Consider the following 20,854-nt stretch of genomic DNA (forward strand, 5'->3'; position numbering starts at 1 on the left):
TTTACCATGGTCGACGTGACCAATTGTACCCACGTTTACGTGTGGCTTATTACGTTCAAACTTAGCCTTAGCCATGAGAGCTTCCTTTTATAACTACTCATGCAGGGTTACTGCATGAGCACTTGGTTTTTAACTATGAATTAGTTTGGGCTTATAGTAATCGAAAGATTACTCGTCGTCACCTTTTTTACCGCCAGATTGGAATTTAGAAATGATGCCTTCAGCCACGTTACGTGGAGTTTCAGCATATTTAGCAAATTCCATAGAATAAGTCGCACGACCTTGAGACATAGAACGCATATGAGTTGCGTAACCAAACATCTCAGCCAATGGAACTTCCGCACGAATTGCTTTAGTCCCACCAGGTAAATCGTCCATACCTTGAACCATACCGCGACGACGGTTTAAGTCACCCATGATATCGCCCATGTAGTCTTCTGGAGTTTCTACTTCAACTTTCATGATAGGTTCAAGAAGGATTGGATCCGCTTTCATGAAACCATCACGGAAGGCATAAGAACCCGCCATTTTGAACGATAATTCGTCAGAATCGACATCATGGTAAGAACCATCGAATAATGTCGCTTTGATACCCACAACAGGGTAACCAGCCAATACACCATTCTTCATACGTTCTTGAATACCTTTATCAACCGCGCCGAAGAATTCTTTAGGTACAACACCACCTACAACTTCTTCAACGAATTGGTAATCTTTATCAGAATCAGCATCCATCGGTTCTAAACGTACGTATACGTGACCGAATTTACCTTTACCACCAGTTTGACGTACGAACTTACCTTCTTGCTCAACAGTCTTTTTGATTGTTTCGCGGTAAGAAACCATTGGTTTACCAATGTTCGCTTCAACACCGAATTCACGTTTCATACGGTCAACAATGATGTCAAGGTGAAGCTCACCCATACCAGCAATAATTGTTTGACCTGATTCTTCATCAGTACGTACGCGGAATGATGGATCTTCTTTCGCCAAACGACCTAAAGCAACTGACATTTTTTCTTGGTCAGCTTTAGTTTTAGGTTCAACTGCAAGTGCAATTACTGGCTCTGGGAATTCCATACGCTCTAGTGTAATTACGTGGTTTTCATCACATAATGTATCACCAGTAGTCGTGTCTTTAAGACCTACACATGCCGCAATGTCGCCTGCACGAATTTCTTCGATATCTTTACGGTCATTTGCATGCATCTGTACGATACGGCCAACACGCTCACGCTTCATTTTTACTGGGTTATAACACGGGCTACCCGCTTTAAGAACACCAGAATAAACACGAACGAATGTTAAGTTACCTACGAATTTGTCATTCATGATTTTGAATGCAAGTGCAGAGAACGGAGCTTCATCAGACGCTTCACGTGAACCTTCAGACTCAGCTTTGTCATCAAGGATACCCTTAATTGCTTCAACGTCAGTCGGTGCTGGTAAGAATTCAATAACAGCATCCAACATACGTTGAACACCTTTGTTTTTGAACGCAGAACCACAAAGCATTGGTTGGATTTCGTTAGCCAAAGTACGCTTACGAATACCACCAACGATTTCTTCTTTAGTTAGCTCTACGCCTTCTAGGTACTTGTCCATGAGTTCGTCTGATGCTTCAGCAGCAGCTTCAATCATGTTAGTACGCCATTCTTCAGCAGTAGCAACTAAATCAGCAGGAATTTCGCCATATTCGAACTTCATACCTTGAGATTCTTCATCCCAGATAATCGCTTTCATTTCAATTAGGTCAACAACACCCTGGAAGTTTTCTTCTGCACCAATTGGCACAACGATTGGCACTGGATTCGCACCAAGACGCGTTTTCATTTGTTCAACTGCGCGGAAGAAGTTTGCGCCTGTACGGTCCATTTTGTTAACGAACGCGATACGTGGAACTTTATATTTATTTGCTTGACGCCATACAGTTTCTGACTGAGGTTGTACACCACCTACAGCACAGTAAACCATGCACGCACCGTCAAGAACACGCATAGAACGCTCAACTTCGATTGTGAAGTCAACGTGTCCTGGTGTGTCAATTACGTTAATACGATGTTGTTCGAACTGATTGCCCATACCTGCCCAGAAGCATGTTACTGCTGCTGAAGTAATGGTAATACCACGTTCTTGCTCTTGCTCCATCCAGTCCGTAGTTGCAGAACCTTCGTGAGTTTCACCTAGCTTGTGGCTCTCACCTGTATAGAACAAAATACGTTCTGAAGTGGTCGTTTTACCAGCATCGATGTGAGCAGAAATACCAATGTTACGGTAACGAGAAATTGGGGTTTGACGAGCCATGATTTCTTGCATTCCTAAATTTGTTGTTTAAAACAGGACACTTAAAGCTGCAAGAGCAGCTTAAAGTGTTTGACGATAGTTCAGTGAAAACCGACCTATCATCTTCCTGATTAAGGTCTTTAAACCTATTAGAAACGGTAGTGAGAGAAGGCTTTGTTGGCTTCAGCCATACGATGCACATCTTCACGTTTCTTAATCGCTGAACCTTTACCTTCAGCTGCATCAAGCAACTCACCAGCAAGACGTAAAGCCATAGTTTTTTCAGAACGCTTAGCAGCAGCGTCTACTAACCAGCGCATAGCTAGGGCAGTACGACGGGATGGGCGTACTTCCATAGGCACTTGATAAGTAGCACCACCAACACGGCGTGCTTTCACTTCGACCATAGGACGAACTTTTTCAAGAGTAGTCTCGAAAAATTCAACTGGATCTACTTTAGATTTTTCTTGAACGCGGTCTAAAGCACCGTAAACGATACTTTCAGCAATAGATTTTTTACCATCTTGCATTACGTGGTTCATGAACTTAGCGATTGTTTGGCTGCCGAACTTAGGATCCGGAAGGATTTCACGGGCAGCAACTACGCGACGTCTTGGCATTTTAACACCTATAAATATGACACTTCAGGTTTATCCAGCATGAGTACAAAGTGTCATGTACTGTTCGCTGGCCTTACTACACGTCGCTTGAATTTTACAAAATTAAATGCAGAAATCAGACAAGCGAGACGATAAAGGATTGCGGTTCTACGTTCTTAAGAAGCTAATCTAAAAAGATTATTTCTTAGGACGTTTAGTACCGTATTTAGAACGAGACTGGTTACGATCTTTAACACCAGCGCAGTCTAAAGAACCACGAACGGTATGGTAACGTACACCTGGTAAGTCTTTAACACGACCACCACGGATAAGAACAACACTGTGCTCTTGCAGGTTATGGCCTTCACCACCGATGTAGCTTGATACTTCAAAACCTGAAGTTAAGCGAACACGGCAAACTTTACGCATTGCTGAGTTAGGTTTTTTAGGTGTAGTAGTGTAAACACGTGTACAAACACCACGACGTTGTGGACAAGCCTTCAACGCAGGAACTTTTGATTTTTCAATCAAAGTCGTACGACCCTTACGGATCAACTGATTTGTTGTTGCCATTTGGCAATTCTCCCGTTAATAAAAAGCCTCAAAAAAATACCACTTTTTGAGGGCACACAATTGTAAGCGAAGATAGAAAAATGGTCAATATTCGAGGCCATATCAAATATCAACCATTTCCTTATAATTAGGGCGTATGAAAGCATTTACTAGGCCTGGGCCTAACTTTTAGGATTTCTTTTTTGTAACTTTACTCTTTGATGGAGCAATTTTATCCTTTTGTTCAGATGCCTCAGTAGAAGATTGTTCGGATTTCTCTTCACTTTCGCTTCCCTCATGTTCTGACTCATAGTCTTCTTTAGCTTGATCCGATTCTGGCTCTTCTAAAGGAACAGCAGGTTTCTGAGGTTCGACCTGTTCATGTGGTTCAACCATTTGCTCAGCTAAAGCTTCTATACCCTGTTCAACCTGTTCATCTTTCTCATCTTGCTGATTTTCTTCACTCTTAGAAAATTCTGCTTTCTTTTTGATTGTGACATTAGAAATAGCTTTATTATCAGATACTTGAATATCCTGATCTAATTTAATTTCACTTGGCTTGTCATCAACTTTAGACAAATGCTCTAACAATTTGGGAGTTGCTTGAGCCAATAAAGCCAAAGATTTTTCATAAGCTACAATCGGGGATAACTCCGCTCCTTGATGTTGTTGCAAGTAACTTCGGGCATGAGAAAAAATTTGCTGCGCTTTCTGATTGACATCTTCAACCAGTTTCCAGCTATACGCCGCACCAATGCCCGCTCCTGCTATCGGTGCCAATTTACTGATGATTGAAATTTTAGGAATATGATTCAACCACTCCCATTTCATTTCACCGTTTTCATTACTTAACCATTTTTTCAGCGATGCAGTATCATTACTAGAACCCAGCATTTGTTGAAATTGAGAAATATCATGTGTTTTTAACATATTAGACAGCGCTTTAAGTGCCATCAAAACACTTTCCTTTTCAGCAATCTGGCCTAAATCAATTTGTTTAAATACAAACTGGACAATATCCTGTTCTGTCTCTTTATTGAGCTCAAACCCATAGGCGCGACCAACCTGATAAATCATGCGCAAAGACATGACTAAAGACAAAGGTACATCAATCGCTGAACCTACCACCCCTGTGGCTCCGGTTACAGCACCCTGTATAGAGGCAATCCATTTATTCTGTTCTGCCAAAGCCTGACTAATTCGCTTTGAACGATCCACGTCTTGGGTCAGTTCCTGTAAATCTTTTGCTCCAGCCTGATCCAGCACTGCATCGACTGAACTTAGATTTGAGGTAAATTGATTCAGCTGTTCAAAAAAATAGTCCGATAACTTGTCTGAAAATTGTGGGGAAACAAAATTGGCGACACGCGTCACTTTACCATACTGATGACCGAGTAATTGTTTCGAGACATTGGGTAAGTACTGGCGCAGCATTTGTTGAGGATTATCATATTTTTGGGCTTCAAAAGTACTTGATTGATCAGTACCTCCATTAACCACCTTGCCATTTTTTACGGGCTGCATGACCTTGGTCACACCGTTCGGAGCGGCATGATTCAGTACACCCATTCCAGCTGCACTGATCTTTTTAGCCACTCCAAAGGCACTTGAGAAGAATCCATGCGAATGTTTATTATTGATATCAGTCATTCTTTATCCTCATTTTCAGTTCTTACAATTATTGATAAATACTAGGTACAGTCTAAGTTTATCTCAATTTTAATATGTATCTTTTAGTTAATTAAACCGGAGAATTTTCACAAATAGATACAGAGGGAAATAGGCATAATATTTGCCATAAGAATTCAAAAACCTTTCTGCTATTATGAATGTAATTGAAATACATGAGTAAGGCGCTGGGTTTTGCTTGACGCAAACAATTCATTCGGCTGCATTTACTCAAACCACTACCATATAAGGGATCTGTAGATGAAACGTGTTGTAATCACTGGCATGGGCATTAACTCATGTATTGGTAATTCTTTAGAAGAAGTAACAAATTCTTTGCAAAACGGTATTTCTGGAACACGTTTTAACCCGACTTATGCTGAACTCAATTTTAAAAGCCACGTGAGTGCAGCAGCAGAACAAAACTTTGACAATATTGACCGTAAACTAAAACGCTTTATGGGTGTTTGTGCAATGTATGCCTATAACTCGGCTTTAGCTGCGGTAGAACATGCAGGTTTAAACGTTGATGATCTAGCGGGTAACCCACGTTACGGTATTACCGGTGGTTCAGGTGGTGGCTCAACTGCTTCTGTTATTGAAATGAACGAATTACTACAAACCAAAGGTGCGCGTAAAGTTGGTCCTTTCTTTGTTCCTCGCAACATGACCAATACCATTACAGCAAACGTTGGCGTTGCATTCAAATTACAAGGTGTGGCGCATACCATTACCAGCGCATGTGCGACTTCTGCCGATGCGATTGGTTATGCTTACAACCTGATTCAATTGGGCAAGCAAGATTTAATGCTGGCAGGTGGTGGTGAAGAAGATCACTGGTCACAAAGCTTGTTGTTTGATGCCATGGGTGCACTTTGTTCTAAATACAATGACACGCCAGAAAAAGCTTCTCGTCCATATTCTGCTGACCGTGACGGTTTTGTGATTGCGGGTGGCGGCGGTTTTGTAGTGCTTGAATCACTTGAACATGCACAAGCACGTGGTGCAAAAATTCTTGCTGAAGTTGTCGGCTATGCTGCAAACAGTGATGGTGCAGACATGGTTGCGCCAAGCGGCGAAGGTGCAACGCGTTGTGTACTTCTGGCTTTAGAAGAAGCAAAACAGCACGGTGTAGATAAAATTGACTATGTAAATACGCATGGTACATCTACCCCAGCAGGCGACATCACAGAACTTAAAGCGATGGAACGTGCATTTGGTGAAGGTCAGGTTCCTCCACTTAGCTCAACCAAGTCGATGACCGGTCACAGCTTGGGTGCTGCCGGTGTTCAAGAAGCGATTTATTCAGTTCTGATGATGCAAAATGACTTTATTGCACCAAACATCAACGTGACTGAACTGGATGAAGGCGCAAAACCATTTGATATCGTGCTTGAAAAACGTGACGCAAAATTGAATACTGTGATGAGTAACAGTTTCGGTTTTGGTGGTGTAAATGCCTGTCTTGTTTTCAAAAAATGGGAAGGCTAAGCTAAGAATTGTTGATCATTCGGCAACGGATGATCAACTTTAGCCACACTGCCCTTAAAAGGGTGAATAGATGGATGCTCCTTCTGATGCTTTCTTGTGGGTAAAAGCATTACATATTATTGCTGTAGTTTGCTGGTTTGCCGCTTTGTTCTACTTGCCACGTTTATATGTTTATCATGCGATGAGTGAGGATGCCACGAGTCATCAACGCTTCCAGATTATGGAACGCAAGTTGTACCGCGGTATCATGTGGCCTGCAATGGTTGCAACACTGATTACAGCGCATTTTTTAGTGGATTGGGGTGATCCAACTCGGCATTACCATGAAGCACTCTGGTTTTACCTGAAAGTTGGCTTGGTCGGTTTACTGGTGATTTACCATTTTGTCTGTGGCTATTACCGTAAAAAACTGATGGTCGATGCCCATTATAAATCACATAAGTTCTGGCGTTTTTTCAATGAAATGCCAACGCTGATTCTATTTGCGGTGGTGATTTTAGTGGTAGTTAAACCGCAGTTCTAAGTTATCTTGATTTTAAAAGCCTCCACTTTAATAATGCCAGTCAGTTAAGAAACTCACTGGCATTTTTTTATTTTAAATTCATCATGTTATTTAATACTCAAAAACATCATTCGCAATTTGAGCAAGAACAAAGCCATGCTTTGTTTACAGCGCAAGGCAAAACTAAATTTAAAAAATACAGTTTTTGCAATTTTTCTTAATTTACGCAGTGGACGATTTTTGCGATGAAAAGACTTTAAATAAATGGTCTAAAGTCTTTGCAAGATGTTTTTCTCGCGAAGCTTCGCAAAGAACTGACGAACTCCAAATATTTGATTTAAAAATATAAGACTTCACTGTAAATAACCTAAAAGCTAAGGAATTTATGGTCAAACCCCTTAACTGATCAGCATTACTCCACTTGGAAGTTTTTTATATATATTTTTTACTAACTCAATTTTCCCTCATTATTAAAATGGATCCTCATAAAAAAGAGAGTGGATAAAACCACTCTCTTTTTAATTGTCTGAATCAATGACTACTGTATTTCTAAAGACTGAATACGCTTCTTCATCCGTGGTTTATATAGCAATTGATACGTTACCCCAAGAATCACCAACCAAAGTGGACTAATCATTAGGGCTTTTAAAGTATCAGCTTCTAAACTCAAAATAATTAAAGCAAACAGCATGAAAGCTAGAATGACATATGACATCCATACCCCACCCGGCATTTTGAAGGTCGATTTGGCATGCAATTCAGGACTACGTTTTCTGTAGCGAATGTAGCAGACCATGATCAGGCTCCAGATACTAATGAACAGGATTACGCATAATGAACTGGCCAAGGTAAACGCTTCAATGGTATTCGGTACGAAATACTGCAATGCCGCACCCGCCATAATAAAGAAGCAAGAGAAAATAAGCCCTTTGGCCGGAACAGCCCGTTTAGATAACCGACTTAAGGTTTGCGGTGCCTGACCATCTTTGGCCAAACCAAACAGCATACGGCTGGTAGAGAAGACGCCGCTGTTCATGGATGACATCACTGAAGATAGAACCACCAGATTCATAATAATGGCAGACGTTGGAATTCCAGCATGCAGGAATAAAGTCACAAATGGACTCTGATCCCCTGGAATCTGGTTCCACGGTGTAACGGACATCACCACAAAGAGGGATAGAACATAAAATAGAATAATTCGCGTAGGAATCGCATTAATCGCTTTTGGCAAATTCTTTTCTGGGTCTTTGGTTTCTGCTGCCATAGTTCCAATCAGTTCTACCCCGACAAAGGCAAACAGTGCAATCTGGAAGCCGGCTAAAAACCCGCTTGCCCCTTTAGGGAACATGCCACCATGTGACCAGACATGACTAAAGCTTGCTACAGCGCCTTGCGGTGGCTGGAACTGCATAAACACCATATATCCGCCGATACCAATCAAGCCTAAAATGGCTAAAATTTTAATGAGCGCAAACCAGAATTCAATTTCACCAAACAGTTTCACGGTGAGCAGATTAATGCCTAATACCAACAGCACGCAACCGGCACTGATGGCGGCCTGCCCCATGGGAGTAAAGGTTTCTCCCGGTGGCAGCCAAAAACCGAGATAATTGATAATCGCAGCTAAATCCGCAATACCGACCAACACCCAGCCCAGCCAATACGACCAGCCGATATAATAACCCGCAGCCGGGCCAATCAGATCATGCGCCATATCGATAAAGGATTTGTAATGCAGGTTGGAAAGCAAAATTTCACCTAATGCGCGCATCAGGAAAAAAAACATCGCACCAATAATCATGTAGATAATCAGGATAGACGGTCCGGCCAAGGAAATGGTTTTCCCGGAACCCATAAACAAACCTGTACCGATGGCGCCACCAATCGCAATCAACTGTAAATGACGGTTGGAGAGTTTCCTTTGTAATTCATGCGGAGAGGATGAATCATCCAATTGATTCGTTGTCATATTTCAATATCCTTATAGCGCTATATTAATCAGGCATTCTGAATTGAGCGAAGACTTCCGCTGCGCTCAATCCTGCCTCTTGATAAATTTCTGCTTTAATCAAGACAGTTGCACTATTCCTTATCTATTTGCGGGAGATGAATTTTAAAAAGTTAAAGCTAAAAATTATTTTTGCGCTGCGGTCACAGCAATTTCAATCAACCAATCCGGGTTAACCAGATTTGCCTGAATGGTGGCACGTGATGGCGCTACGCAGTCTTTTAACCAATCGACCCACACTGTATTCACAGTTTTAAAATCTTCAAGGTTTTTTATGTAAATCTGCGCTGATAATAATCGTGACTTATCGCTATTGGCCTGCGCCAATAAGCTGTCAATTGTGGCAAGAATATCCTGAGTTTGCATTTCAATATCCTGTGCTGTGGTTTTTGGAACCTGCCCAGATAAATACACGACTTGATTAAAAATCGTGACTGCGCTCATGACTTCTGTACTGTTGATTTTTTGGATATCTGAATGTGACATATTAATTTCCCTATTGTGAATAACTGGATCTTGAATCAATAAACTTTTAAATTCTAATGTTCAATTTCAAATTGAACCCGAGCCGTGACTGCACACATTAATTCGTAGCCGACCGTTCCCGAACTTGTTGCCACATCATCAATGGCTAAAACTTTACCTGTTGAAGATGTCCCCCAAAGCACCACTTCACTGCCAATTTCAGCATCGGGAATGTGGGTCAGATCAACGGCCAGCATATCCATGCTGACCCGACCTAGTGTTTGGGTTCGAACTGAATTGACCAGCACAGGCGTACCGGTTTTCGATATGCGCTGATAACCATCGGCATAGCCACAGGCGACAATGCCAATCTTCAAGGGTTCGGAGGCAATAAAATGTGAACCATAGCCAATACTTTCACTGGCTTTAACTTCTTGCACAGCAATAATCTTACTTCGCAAGGACATGGTCGGTTGAAGCTGCCAGTCTTGAATGCTATGTGCTGGATAATCTGGGGAACTGCCGTAGAGCATGATGCCGCTACGGATATAGTCGGAATGTAGTTGTTGGGGATAACGCAGGATGGCAGCACTATTACTGATCGAGCATTGTCCCGGTAAATTTTTGATTATTGCTTCAAAGATCTGTTGTTGATAGAGAGCACCGGGCTCACCCAAGCGTTCACCATCCGCGTCGGAAAAATGCGTCATATGCGTTACAGATTTCACACACCCGAGTTGCTTCAAACTGTGCCATGCCGCTTGATACGCATCAGGATTAAAGCCCAAACGATTCATGCCACTATTCATTTTCAGGAACACATGAAATTGCGTTGAACCTTGAAACTGCTGCAACCAGTCTATTTGATACTGGCTGTGGACGGTAAAACTGAGATCTAATTCAGCACAATCATGTAAATCCTGAGCATCAAACAGACCTTCGAGAAGCAAAATTTGACCCTGCCAACCCAGTCTGCGAATGCGTTTCGCTTCCGCAATATCGAGTAAGGCAAAACCATCTGCCTGTTGAAAAGCATCGTAAACACGTTCAATACCATGGCCATAGGCATTGGCTTTGACCACGGCAAACACCTGACTGTCAGGCATCATCTGACGTGCAACCGCTAAATTATGGCGTAATGCCGCCTGATGAATTAAAGCGGTAATGGGACGTGACATCTATTCATCCTTGAATATGGGTTTGGGGTAAATTAAGCCGCGCTCGGATAACGCTGAATCGATAAACCTTCGGTATTAATGTCGGTTTTATGATTGAGTACCAAATCACTGATCAATTTGCCTGAACCACAGGCCATGGTCCAACCCAAAGTGCCATGACCGGTATTTAAAAACAGGTTACTGAAACGGGTCGCACCAATAATTGGCGTGCTGTCCGGTGTCATTGGACGTAAACCGGTCCAGAATGTCGCCTGTTGCATATCACCACCCGGGAATAAATCCTGAGTCACCATTTGCAAGGTTGCACGGCGATTTTCATTCAAGCCATGATTGTAGCCGCTGAGTTCTGCCATACCGCCGACACGAATACGCTCGTCAAAACGGGTAATCGCAATTTTATAAGTTTCATCCAGTACCGTGGATTGCGGAGCAAAAGCCGGGTCTACAATTGGGATAGTGAGTGAATAGCCTTTCACTGGATAAACGGGTAAATCCAGATTCAGCGGTTTTAAGAAATCACGAGAATAACTGCCAAAAGCCAGTACATAACGATCTGCGGTGAGTACTTTTCCATCCACCACGACGCCTTTGATTTCATCACCTTCAACCACCAGTTTTTCAACGCTCTGGTTAAATTTAAAATCGACGCCCATCTCTTTGGCAAGGTTGGCTAAGGCGTTGGTAAATAAGTAACAATCACCTGTTTCATCATTCGGTAAATGCAAGCCACCCACCAGTTTATCTTGGGCAAAGGCTAAAGCAGGCTCAACTTTAGCCAAATCTTCTTTAAGCAGTAATTCATAATCCACTCCGCATTCTTTCAAGACTTGAATATCACGCTGCACGGCTTCAAGCTGTGCTTCATTACGGAAGACCTGCAAAGTGCCTTTAGAACGGTTTTCATAGTGAATACCGGTGGCTTTACGCAAATCTCTTAAACAATCGCGGCTATACTCTGCTACGCGTGTCATGCGTTCTTTGTTAATGGCATAACTTTGCGGATTACAGTTTTTCAGCATTTGCGCCATCCACTGTAATTGCCACATGCTGCCATCCATATTGATGGCGAGCGGCGCATGATGTTGAAACATCCATTTTACTGCTTTAAAGGGAATACCAGGTGCTGCCCATGGCGTTGAGTAGCCGGGAGAGATTTGACCTGCATTACCGAAACTGGTTTCTTCGGCTGGACCTGCTTGACGGTCCAACACAGTCACGCTGGCGCCTTGCTGCGCGAGGTAATACGCACTTGCAACACCAATAACACCACTACCCAATACAATTACGTGCATTTTCAATCCCTCGAGCAACATCTAGTTTATTTAACTAGTATATTTTTGGTTTAATAGTTTTTTTCACTGTTTTATTGACTATAATCTAGGTAATTCGATGGATTTATCGTGAAAAAAATCTAAAAAAAGGAAAAAACTGATGCGTAAATTAGACCGTATCGATCATCAGATTTTAGACATCTTGCAAAAAGACGGACGGATTGCCATTAGCGAATTGGCAGCTCGGGTAAATTTATCTACCACACCGTGTTCAGAACGGGTGAAACGTTTAGAACGCGATGGCATTATCATGGGCTATTACGCACGTTTAAACCCGGAACTGGTCGATCGGAATTTGCTGGTGTTTTTAGAAATCAAATTATCTGCCAAATCGGGAGATGTGTTTGACCAAGTGGCACGTGACTTGGTGGAAATTCCGGAAGTCTTAGAATGTCATCTCATTTCAGGCGAGTTTGATTATCTGGTCAAAGCACGCCTGAAAGAAATGAGCGCTTATAGACGATTATTGGGTGACTTGTTGAAAAAATTGCCTTCGTCTGCTTCCTCACACAGTTATATCGTTATGGAAGAAGTCAAAGAAAGCTTCTATTTAGATCTCGGTTAAGGTGCGCTGTATTGCTTTTATTAGTGCTGATTTTTTTCGAACTTGCTTTAAATACTAGAAATTTAAAAAGGATCAGCAGATCCTTTTTATGTATTTGAAAATAAATTTTAATTTAGCGCCCAGACTAATTTAAATGATCCAGCAACTCGGCAAAGCTCTCGATTCTGGCTTTCGGTTTTGCTGCAGTTAACTCTTCATCTGCACCATAACCATATTCCACGGCAATGGTTTCAATCCCGTTATGGCGCGCACCGAAAATATCATGTTCACGGTCTCCAACCATCAAACACTCTTCAGGCTTTAATTGCTCTTTTTGAATGATATAAGCAATTAATTCGGCTTTATTGGTACGTTCGCCATTGAGTTCGCTGCCATAAGGATGCACGAAATATTGTAATAGCTCGAAATGCTCTAAAATTTGTCGTGCATATACTTCGGGTTTTGCGGTGGCTAAAAATAAACGATAGCCTTGTTGCTGCAATGTTTTTAAAGTTTCAGCCACATCATCAAATACATGATTTTCATATAAACCCGTGACAGCAAACCGTTCACGGTAACCCATTAATGCTTGTTCAGCCAAAACATCATCAACAGCCACATTTAAAATCTTCGCCAATGAAGCTTGCAATGGTGGACCAATAATCCAGTCAATATTGACGTCATCTGCAATAGGATGGCCAATCTTATTTAAACCATAACGTGCGCTGGTGGTAATCCCCACTTTTGGATCAGTTAATGTTCCATCTAAATCAATCAAAATATTTTTAATCATAGACTGACCCTTTAACCTTAAATTTTTACTTAACAAATACTATCGAGACTTGGCTCAAAGTTGCCTATACTAACGCAAATTTTGTGAAGAAGGACATCATTGTGCGCCCTACTGTACTTTGCTTTTCTGGTTTAGATCCATCGGGTGGAGCTGGCTTGCAGGCAGATATTGAAGCGATTGGTCAAAGTGGTGCACATGCAGCAATTGCCTGTACTGCCCTGACCATTCAAAACTCGCAACAGGTGTTTGGCTTTGAAGCAAGCTCAAAAGAATTGCTGCTGGCTCAGGCCAATGCAGTCGTGGGTGATTTACCGATTAAATGCGTTAAATCTGGCATGTTAGGCACCACGGATAATATTGCAGCTTTAGCAGAGTTTTTACGCGAACATCCTGAATACCTATATGTTCTTGATCCCGTTCTGGTCGCCAATAGCGGTGGCTCACTGGGTAATCAAGAAACATTGGTAAAAGCTTTTATAGAGTTGATTCCGCTTGCCACAGTCCTTACCCCCAATACGGTAGAGCTTCGTGCCTTAACTGGCATTGAAGACCTTGATCAGGCAACCGTCAAACTCTTTGAAATGGGTGCCAAAGCCGTGTTGGTTAAAGGTGGACATGAAAACACCCCTGACTATATCCGCAATGCTTTATATATAGATGGCAAGCTGGTTTCTGAAACCCGATGCCCTCGCCTTGAAGGTGAATACCATGGTTCGGGTTGCTCACTCGCAAGCTTCATTGCCGGCCGTTTAGCGCAAGGTGATGATTTAAAACAAGCGGTAAATCATGCTGAAACCTGGTTATTTGGAGTGCTTAAACAAGCCGAAATACCTGTACCAAACGGACAACGAATTCCTAAGCGTTTCTAAAAAATATGAATGATAAACCTGATCATCAACTGCTGTATATCGTTTGAGATCAGGTTTTTTGCACTCATTTTTAGTGGCTAAACTCTGGGTTTTATAAGGCGGCTAAAAAATAAGGCAGGTATAAAACATGCCTTATGATGTCCATCATTTAAAACTAGGCTATAAGTTCTTTAATCTTGGTCGTCGATCCATTTTTTTTGACTGATTCTATGCCTTTCTCACGTGATTGCTCACTTGAATAGAATCGGCTGCGGCCAATAATCTGATAATTCACAGCTTTTAAATTGAAATAAGGCTTACCATTTTTTGCTTGTAAGCGTTCATAACGGCTGTCATTTACGCTATTTCTCTGAACCGATTCAATGCCTATATGTACGGAAGGTTTTGCCTTATATAATTCACTGGTCAGAATCACTTCACCATTTCCGGCTTTTAACACAAAGCGATATTGTCCATCGTCTGTTTGATTGATCTCATACCATCCCGCCATATATAAACCTTTTTATTATTTTTAAATTTATAGGAAAATTATAGTTTTAGTTCTGAAAAAACATTCTTGTTTTATAAAATATAAATAATTATTAGTTTTTTAATATGGTTGTTTTGTAACCAATAATGACTATAGTTATGTTCAATCAAAGTTCGTTCTACACGACTAAATTTGGCTTAAATGTCTTAAATAAAAAAACAAAGATCAAGAGAATAAAAGAATATCTAATCTCTTGATGCCTTACTAAGGTTTAGAGGTCTAGATAATTTTCTTGGAATAAGGGGCTTTCTGCATTTCTAAAATTTCCACACAAATCTGTAAGCTCATTTGGCTTTGTTTGGGTAAGTGTTGCTCGAGTGTGCTTAATAACAATTGTGAAATTTCCTGTTGTAATTCCACACTGCGACCCGTCAATAAAGAAACTTTGGCATGCACATAAGCTTGTGAAGCGTCTCCCAAACCAATGACATAATCGTGCTGGCAAATGGCACGGCTTTTGACTTCATTCGCAGAACCTACATAGGCGCCCTCTAAGAGAGCTTGATTTAAAGCCAGAAGGAGAGGCTTGGTTTCCAGGTGTTCAATATTGTCTGAATATTCAAGGTGGATATGGGGCATAACAAAAATTCTTTAAGATGATTTCTGGTGTTATACCATGCCATTTTCTCAATTATAAAGGCAATCAATGTTTAGGCAATGGCGCCTTTTATAGATCAAATATTCATAAACGGTTAGGCAGCCTTTTAGAAGAATCATCATGCAGGTCTTTTAGGATTTATTTGCTGATAATAAATGCTCCACCGCATGATGACTGCTTCATAGAAAAGCTCCAGCATTTCTGCTAGAGCTTTCTAATTTATAATCTGTGTGAGTTAAGCTTTTTTCACAAATTCAGACTTTAATTTCATTGCACCAAATCCCTCAACTTTACAATCAAGATCATGACCATCACTTGAGTCAGGTAATAAACGAATGTTCTTTGCCTTGGTTCCCACTTTAATAACAGATGAAGAACCTTTAATTTTCAAATCTTTAATCAGGGTAACAGTATCGCCATCAGCCAGGACATTACCATTTGAGTCTTTAATAATGGTTGTTTGCTCAGCGCTGCTTTCACCCTCTTTCCACTCATAAGAGCATTCTGGACAAATCAGCAAATCGCCATCTTCATACGCATATTCTGAATTACATTTGGGGCAATTTGGCAAAGACATAAAAAACCTCAAAAAGTCTACTATAGCATTTTACAAGCCAATCTCTTGCTTAAAACCCTATTTATTTTATGGAATAAAAGCAGGAAAGATAAATATCAACTTTGTTCTAAAACCTGTTTAAGTACAATTACATGGTTATAATCTTCACTTTTGGCGGCAGTAATTAAAGTCACTGGTTGCTGTTGAGCCATCTCTCGAATTTGCTGCAATATTTCCGGTTGCTTAATCAATTCTGCCTTATAGCATCGTTGAAATACTTCCCAATGTTCTGGATCATGCGCGTACCATTTTCGCAGTTCAGTCGATGGCGTTATTTCCTTGGGCCATAGATCAATTTTAGCATTTTCCTTTTTGATGCCTCTGGGCCAAAGTCGATCGACTAAAATCCGTTTGCCATCTGAGGCTAAAACTTCGGCATAGGCACGTTTGATTTGAATTTGCATCGCATTTATTGCATTCATTTCTATTGATCTGGTATTTCTGGAGTAACCAATAAAGTGAGCAGTTGCAAAGATTCCTGCCATCCTAAATAGCAGGCTTCGGCTGGAATCACATCGGGTATACCCGATTGGGTAATATTCACTTCGGTTCCTACAGAAACAGGGTTTAATTGAATAGTGACTTCAATTTGACCGGGTAAATTTGGATCATCAAACTGGTCGGTATAACGCAATAATTGGTTTGGAATCAGTTCATGATAAGTTCCACCAAAGGACTGGTTTGAACCGGTAGAAAAATTACTAAAGGACATTTTATATGTCCCGCCGACTCTTGCTTCGAGATGATGAACTTTGGCAGTAAAACCATGCGGCGCCATCCACTTGACTAAGGCATCAGGATCAATAAAGGCCTTAAATAACCGTTCAGGGGGCGCGCTAAATACACGGTGAAGTTTGACAGTATTAGGCATTTCCAGTTTCCTACTTTTTATTGTTTTGTTTATTCAGTCTACTGCGGTCGCTGCATAAATCTGTATGGCTTTGGTATGGGTCTGATTATTTTTTTCATAAAAAGCATGGGAGGTTCACATGCTTTTTATTGATTAAAAGTAATACCTATGACCGCATTTAGCCAATCGATTATCTTTGCTATGTCTAAGTTAGCTAGATAAACCTTGAGTAGGCTCTGCTTGTTGTAACTTGACAATCTCTTCTAACTTTTGGGTTTGTGCCTTGTCACTACTCAGTGTCTGAATTAAATCGTCTGCAAGCTGGTTCAATAAAACCAAATCATCTTCACTCATATGCCGAACCTGTTTATCCAAAATACATAAACTGCCTAACACCAAGCCTTGCTTATTGCGTAAAGGTACGCCTGCATAAAACTTAATTTTATTTTTATTCAACTCGGGGTTATGGCTAAAACGTGGATCCCGGTCGATATCCTCAATAATCAGTGCTTCATTTTGATGAACCAACTGGGTACAAATGGATTCCTCCCGTGGAATACCCGCTTCTATCGGATTCTGATTTTCATCTGCCAGTGGGCTGGCTGGAGTATTCACCCATTTTTCATCCACCAAAGAAATTTGCGCATATTTCACATTAAATGCTTGGCAGGCTTCTTCAATATACTGCTGATAAATAAGTAAAGTTTCAGGTTCAAGCAATTGTAATTCATGCAAAGCAGCCAAACGTTCCGGTTCATTTTCAGCAAGCAATTCGCGTGCAGGATTTTCACCTTGTTGTAGCATCAGGGCATCAATACTCAGCATCAATTCATTTACCGTGGATACTACGGCATCCGGTTGGAAACGGTCTTGAATCTCGTCCCGCAATTCATCGCTGATATTGCCCCATGTGGCAAAAATAATTTTTGTATTGGGTAACTGTTTACGGATGCGATGATTCAATAATCGAATTTGCGCTAACGGCTGTTGATGAAATATAGAAATGCAGATCATCTGAATATCTTGTGGCAATGACTCAAGCACATCTGTTTTTGATTGAATCAATACTTCACTATGACTTTGCGCTGCAATTTTTCTTAAGCTTAAACCATGTGCCAACATGGAAGATGCCAGTACATCAATTTCCCAGCGCGCGCCCAAGCAAATGACTTGTACGGGATCATTTGTCTTTGGACCTGGATACTTGTGTTGAAAATCATGATTAAACAACTTCAAGCCCTGATGCATTCTTAAACGATGCTCCGCGCTTGCTTCAGTACTATGCCCTTGTGAAAACAAACGAACTGCGGGGATGGCAACATCATCATAAAAACTAATCACCTTACGAACGACGACTTCCTCACTGGGCTTTTTCGGTAATTTTTGTTGAATATAATCCTGTGCAACTTCAAGCGCATCATCTACATCATCCGCAACCAAACGCTGGTAAAATCGTTCCGGTGGCGTCAGTACCGGTTCACTGCCAATCAGGATTTTAATAAATCCTAATGCCGGAACATAATTGGACAATACCAATAAACATGCCGTCAATGGAGTCGAAAGAATCAGGCCAGCCGGTCCCCATAGCGTGGTCCAAAATGTTGCCGCAAGAATAATTGCCAAAGTGGAAAGACCGGTACTTTCTCCATATAACCACGGCTCAATCATATTGTTAATAATCAGCTCAAGTAGCAGAATCAGACCAATGGTCCATAGCACCATATTCCAGCCCGGATCAACTGCAAATGCCAGAGTAATGGGAAATAAGGCTGAAATCATTGGACCGACATAGGGGACAAAACGCATCACTACAGCGACAATCCCCCACATAATGGCAGCAGGTACACCAATCAGCCATAAGCCCACTGCCATGGGAATACCATAAGTGACATTCACCAACAGCTGCATCCTCAGATAGGTTCCTATCCGATCTGCTGCCTCATCCAGTGCATCTGTACCGATATTTAAATTGCCACCCAGCAACTTTAACAAACGGTCATGTAAGTCTTTGCGGCTCAGTAAAATCAACACCACAAACAGAAAAACAATACCTATTGTGGCTAAAGGATGAAGGATTCTCGCACCCCACTGCATTGCAGTTTCAGTGGTGCTGGATTCCTGCCCAACCACCTGAACCTGTTGCACGCCCTCTTTTTTCTCAGCCGGGCTAACCTGATGTATTGAACTTTCAACCGTGTCAATGGTACTGATCGCTCCGTCCCATACACTTGGTCCAGAAGTGAAACTTTTAACCGAATCGAGTTTTTGTTTAATAGTGTCCTGATATTGTGGCAACTCCTGACTTAAACTCCCTAGTTGATAACCGAGATAAGTTGCGGCTCCACCCAAGACACTTAAGGCAAATAGCACCACCAGTGCAATCGATGGCAGTTGCGGTAAGCCCCATTTTTTTAAGCGTGCCACTAAAGGTTCAAGTAAAAATGCCAAAAGCACCGACAGTGCCAAAGGAATTAGAATATCTTTTCCAAAGTAGAGGGCTAAAATAATCAGCGCAGCAATCACAAACCCCGCCATTACACGTAAAATATGCTGGGTCTGAGTTTCATCATTGACTGGGGGTAATGGAGATTCTGAATTTAGAGTTTTTCCCTTATTCACGTTAATATCCTTATTATTTTTTATCCCTACCTCTATATTTAAGATTTTTTTGTGCTGAAATTCTAGAGCGTTCCTGTAAATAAAATCCTGGTCTCTTTCATACGCTTTTCAGTTCAAGTACATTATTTTTTGCCAACTATTTTCAGTTCAAGCCGATTATTTTGCCAAATATTGGGACATAAAAAACCCCTAACCGTTTGCACCGTTAGGGGTTCTTGGTCTCTCACTCAACAAGAGGAAGTGCGACTTCAGCTTTACTTGAATCCAGACCCTATATTTGGACTATTATTCAGTGATTTGAATTAGCTTTGGAGTTCATCTTCCAAGTCTTCGTCATCATAGACATAGGCCATGCAACCCCAGCCATCATATTCACCGCCATGTTGTTCAGCAATTTTAGTGAACCATTCCTCAATATCAACGATGTCCGAATAGTCAGGTTCCATATACACATAAATAGTGATAATCCATTCTAGGGTATCTGCTTCTTCATCTTCAAACAGGCTGATTTTTTGTTCTTCTTTCAGCAAATAAAGTGCACATTTTTCAGCTTGTTCTTGGGTTTGAAAAGCAATAGAAAATTCAATTTCATGTGCTTCAGTCAGATCATCACCATCTTCAGCCATTTGCCAAAGTACGTTGCCGTTTTCGTCATCGGGGAATTGTTCAAAATCGCGGGTCATGGAGCGCTTCCTTATCTTAATCATTTAAATCTATATCATTGTACGCAGATTAGCTCAAGTTTGTTTCAGTTTGGCGATTTAAAAGATCCATTTTCCTGCTCATTCATTAAATTATATTTCTGTTTTATCCGTTCAAAATAGTATGTACACCATTACCCTTCCATCACCTGCTCTTGCATTTGACTTTGCTATTTTTGTTTTTCTTTGAACTCTAAAACCAAGGCTGCAAAACTTCAACTCTTCTAAACGCAAGCTTAAAAATGACGCATGAATACGTGCATAGCTAAATGCCGCGCCATAATGATTGATCAGAATAAAGTCATCAAATTTTGCTGTTGTATTGCCTGATTATAGAAACCATGTAATTGTTCTCTAGCTTCTATGTCCAGCTTCTGCTTGCTATTTTTTTCATAACTATCCAGATAATGCTTCACTTTCTCAATATAAGCTTTCATGCCCTGTAGCAATGAATCTGCTTCAATTTTTGTCGCTTCTACAAAGTTCTCAACTTGATTTTGTCGTTCGGCTACATACTGTTCAATGTTTAAAATATCCTGAAACTTTCTGAGTTTTTCAACCTTATTCCTTAACGTTCCCGTCTCTGCACGAAACCTGTTTAATTCATGATGCAGCTCATCATTTTTTTTGTTCATGTACTACCAAATTGGTTCGT

The 20,854-nt window shown here is 41.1% G+C and carries 21 protein-coding genes and 1 pseudogene; 4 read left to right on the plus strand and 18 right to left on the minus strand.

Features of this window, described 5'->3' with window-relative positions:
• The 5 genes and pseudogenes from ACP69Y_RS14695 to ACP69Y_RS14715 form a co-directional block, all read right to left on the minus strand.
• A pseudogene (locus ACP69Y_RS14695) lies at nucleotides 1-75 on the minus strand (hypothetical protein); the annotation flags it as partial.
• 93 nt (nucleotides 76-168) lie between these two features.
• Entirely contained in the window at nucleotides 169-2,304 is a 2,136-nt protein-coding gene (gene fusA, locus ACP69Y_RS14700; RefSeq protein ID WP_425919189.1) for an elongation factor G, read from the minus strand.
• Nucleotides 2,305-2,432: 128 nt separating this feature from the next.
• Complete coding sequence (gene rpsG / locus ACP69Y_RS14705) at nucleotides 2,433-2,903, minus strand: 30S ribosomal protein S7 (protein ID WP_004648014.1); 471 nt, start codon at nucleotides 2,901-2,903, stop codon at nucleotides 2,433-2,435.
• 177 nt (nucleotides 2,904-3,080) lie between these two features.
• A complete protein-coding gene (gene rpsL / locus ACP69Y_RS14710; protein WP_004648013.1) occupies nucleotides 3,081-3,455 on the minus strand; it encodes a 30S ribosomal protein S12 in 375 nt (124 codons plus the stop codon).
• A 168-nt stretch (nucleotides 3,456-3,623) separates the two neighbouring features.
• Nucleotides 3,624-5,084 carry an EcsC family protein gene (locus ACP69Y_RS14715; protein WP_425919190.1) on the minus strand — a complete coding sequence of 487 codons (1,461 nt, stop codon included), beginning with the start codon at nucleotides 5,082-5,084 and terminating at the stop codon, nucleotides 3,624-3,626.
• Nucleotides 5,085-5,363: 279 nt separating this feature from the next.
• On the opposite strand from ACP69Y_RS14715, the gene ACP69Y_RS14720 reads away from it, so the two are divergent.
• Nucleotides 5,364-6,593 (plus strand): beta-ketoacyl-ACP synthase II, encoded by a 1,230-nt coding sequence (locus ACP69Y_RS14720; protein WP_425919191.1) that lies wholly within the window; start codon nucleotides 5,364-5,366, stop codon nucleotides 6,591-6,593.
• A gap of 70 nt (nucleotides 6,594-6,663) precedes the next feature.
• Entirely contained in the window at nucleotides 6,664-7,116 is a 453-nt protein-coding gene (gene hemJ, locus ACP69Y_RS14725; protein ID WP_425919192.1) for a protoporphyrinogen oxidase HemJ, read from the plus strand.
• Between the two features lie 517 nt (nucleotides 7,117-7,633).
• On the opposite strand, the gene ACP69Y_RS14730 is transcribed toward hemJ, so the two are convergent.
• From ACP69Y_RS14730 to ACP69Y_RS14745, 4 genes are all read right to left on the minus strand, one after another.
• Complete coding sequence (locus ACP69Y_RS14730; RefSeq protein WP_425919193.1) at nucleotides 7,634-9,067, minus strand: amino acid permease; 1,434 nt, start codon at nucleotides 9,065-9,067, stop codon at nucleotides 7,634-7,636.
• 165 nt (nucleotides 9,068-9,232) lie between these two features.
• Nucleotides 9,233-9,592, minus strand: coding sequence for a RidA family protein (locus ACP69Y_RS14735; protein ID WP_425919194.1), 360 nt, complete (start codon nucleotides 9,590-9,592; stop codon nucleotides 9,233-9,235).
• Nucleotides 9,593-9,645: 53 nt separating this feature from the next.
• Nucleotides 9,646-10,749 carry an alanine racemase gene (alr, locus tag ACP69Y_RS14740; RefSeq protein WP_425919195.1) on the minus strand — a complete coding sequence of 368 codons (1,104 nt, stop codon included), beginning with the start codon at nucleotides 10,747-10,749 and terminating at the stop codon, nucleotides 9,646-9,648.
• Between the two features lie 32 nt (nucleotides 10,750-10,781).
• A complete protein-coding gene (locus ACP69Y_RS14745; RefSeq protein ID WP_425919197.1) occupies nucleotides 10,782-12,041 on the minus strand; it encodes a D-amino acid dehydrogenase in 1,260 nt (419 codons plus the stop codon).
• Nucleotides 12,042-12,180: 139 nt separating this feature from the next.
• On the opposite strand from ACP69Y_RS14745, the gene ACP69Y_RS14750 reads away from it, so the two are divergent.
• On the plus strand, nucleotides 12,181-12,645 hold the full coding sequence (locus ACP69Y_RS14750) for an Lrp/AsnC ligand binding domain-containing protein (protein WP_131268962.1): 465 nt from the start codon (nucleotides 12,181-12,183) through the stop codon (nucleotides 12,643-12,645).
• Nucleotides 12,646-12,769: 124 nt separating this feature from the next.
• On the opposite strand, the gene ACP69Y_RS14755 is transcribed toward ACP69Y_RS14750, so the two are convergent.
• On the minus strand, nucleotides 12,770-13,417 hold the full coding sequence (locus tag ACP69Y_RS14755) for an HAD-IA family hydrolase (protein ID WP_425919198.1): 648 nt from the start codon (nucleotides 13,415-13,417) through the stop codon (nucleotides 12,770-12,772).
• A gap of 101 nt (nucleotides 13,418-13,518) precedes the next feature.
• Between ACP69Y_RS14755 and ACP69Y_RS14760 the strand changes: the two genes are divergently transcribed.
• Nucleotides 13,519-14,286, plus strand: a complete 768-nt coding sequence (locus ACP69Y_RS14760; RefSeq protein ID WP_425919199.1) for a hydroxymethylpyrimidine/phosphomethylpyrimidine kinase — start codon at nucleotides 13,519-13,521, stop codon at nucleotides 14,284-14,286.
• Nucleotides 14,287-14,440: 154 nt separating this feature from the next.
• Here the strand turns inward: ACP69Y_RS14760 and ACP69Y_RS14765 are convergent, their stop codons facing one another.
• The 8 genes from ACP69Y_RS14765 to ACP69Y_RS14800 all read right to left on the minus strand — a co-directional run bounded on the left by ACP69Y_RS14765 (nucleotide 14,441) and on the right by ACP69Y_RS14800 (nucleotide 20,834).
• The gene (locus tag ACP69Y_RS14765; RefSeq protein WP_425919200.1) at nucleotides 14,441-14,776 is read right to left on the minus strand and encodes a YegP family protein; all 336 of its coding nucleotides are present in this window, start codon (nucleotides 14,774-14,776) and stop codon (nucleotides 14,441-14,443) included.
• A 258-nt stretch (nucleotides 14,777-15,034) separates the two neighbouring features.
• Nucleotides 15,035-15,394 carry a 5-carboxymethyl-2-hydroxymuconate Delta-isomerase gene (locus tag ACP69Y_RS14770; protein ID WP_425919201.1) on the minus strand — a complete coding sequence of 120 codons (360 nt, stop codon included), beginning with the start codon at nucleotides 15,392-15,394 and terminating at the stop codon, nucleotides 15,035-15,037.
• Nucleotides 15,395-15,648: 254 nt separating this feature from the next.
• On the minus strand, nucleotides 15,649-15,990 hold the full coding sequence (locus ACP69Y_RS14775; protein ID WP_425919202.1) for a zinc ribbon domain-containing protein YjdM: 342 nt from the start codon (nucleotides 15,988-15,990) through the stop codon (nucleotides 15,649-15,651).
• Nucleotides 15,991-16,085: 95 nt separating this feature from the next.
• The gene (locus ACP69Y_RS14780; RefSeq protein WP_425919271.1) at nucleotides 16,086-16,433 is read right to left on the minus strand and encodes a DUF488 domain-containing protein; all 348 of its coding nucleotides are present in this window, start codon (nucleotides 16,431-16,433) and stop codon (nucleotides 16,086-16,088) included.
• A 20-nt stretch (nucleotides 16,434-16,453) separates the two neighbouring features.
• Nucleotides 16,454-16,900 carry an SRPBCC family protein gene (locus tag ACP69Y_RS14785; RefSeq protein WP_425919204.1) on the minus strand — a complete coding sequence of 149 codons (447 nt, stop codon included), beginning with the start codon at nucleotides 16,898-16,900 and terminating at the stop codon, nucleotides 16,454-16,456.
• Between the two features lie 189 nt (nucleotides 16,901-17,089).
• A complete protein-coding gene (locus tag ACP69Y_RS14790) occupies nucleotides 17,090-19,522 on the minus strand; it encodes an AI-2E family transporter (protein ID WP_425919272.1) in 2,433 nt (810 codons plus the stop codon).
• Nucleotides 19,523-19,800: 278 nt separating this feature from the next.
• Nucleotides 19,801-20,181 (minus strand): ribonuclease E inhibitor RraB, encoded by a 381-nt coding sequence (locus ACP69Y_RS14795; protein WP_067723624.1) that lies wholly within the window; start codon nucleotides 20,179-20,181, stop codon nucleotides 19,801-19,803.
• 308 nt (nucleotides 20,182-20,489) lie between these two features.
• Nucleotides 20,490-20,834 (minus strand): hypothetical protein, encoded by a 345-nt coding sequence (locus ACP69Y_RS14800; RefSeq protein WP_425919206.1) that lies wholly within the window; start codon nucleotides 20,832-20,834, stop codon nucleotides 20,490-20,492.
• Between the last annotated feature and the right edge of the window lie 20 nt (nucleotides 20,835-20,854).

This window comes from Acinetobacter sp. TSRC1-2, assembly GCF_049895885.1.
Classification (GTDB): domain Bacteria; phylum Pseudomonadota; class Gammaproteobacteria; order Pseudomonadales; family Moraxellaceae; genus Acinetobacter.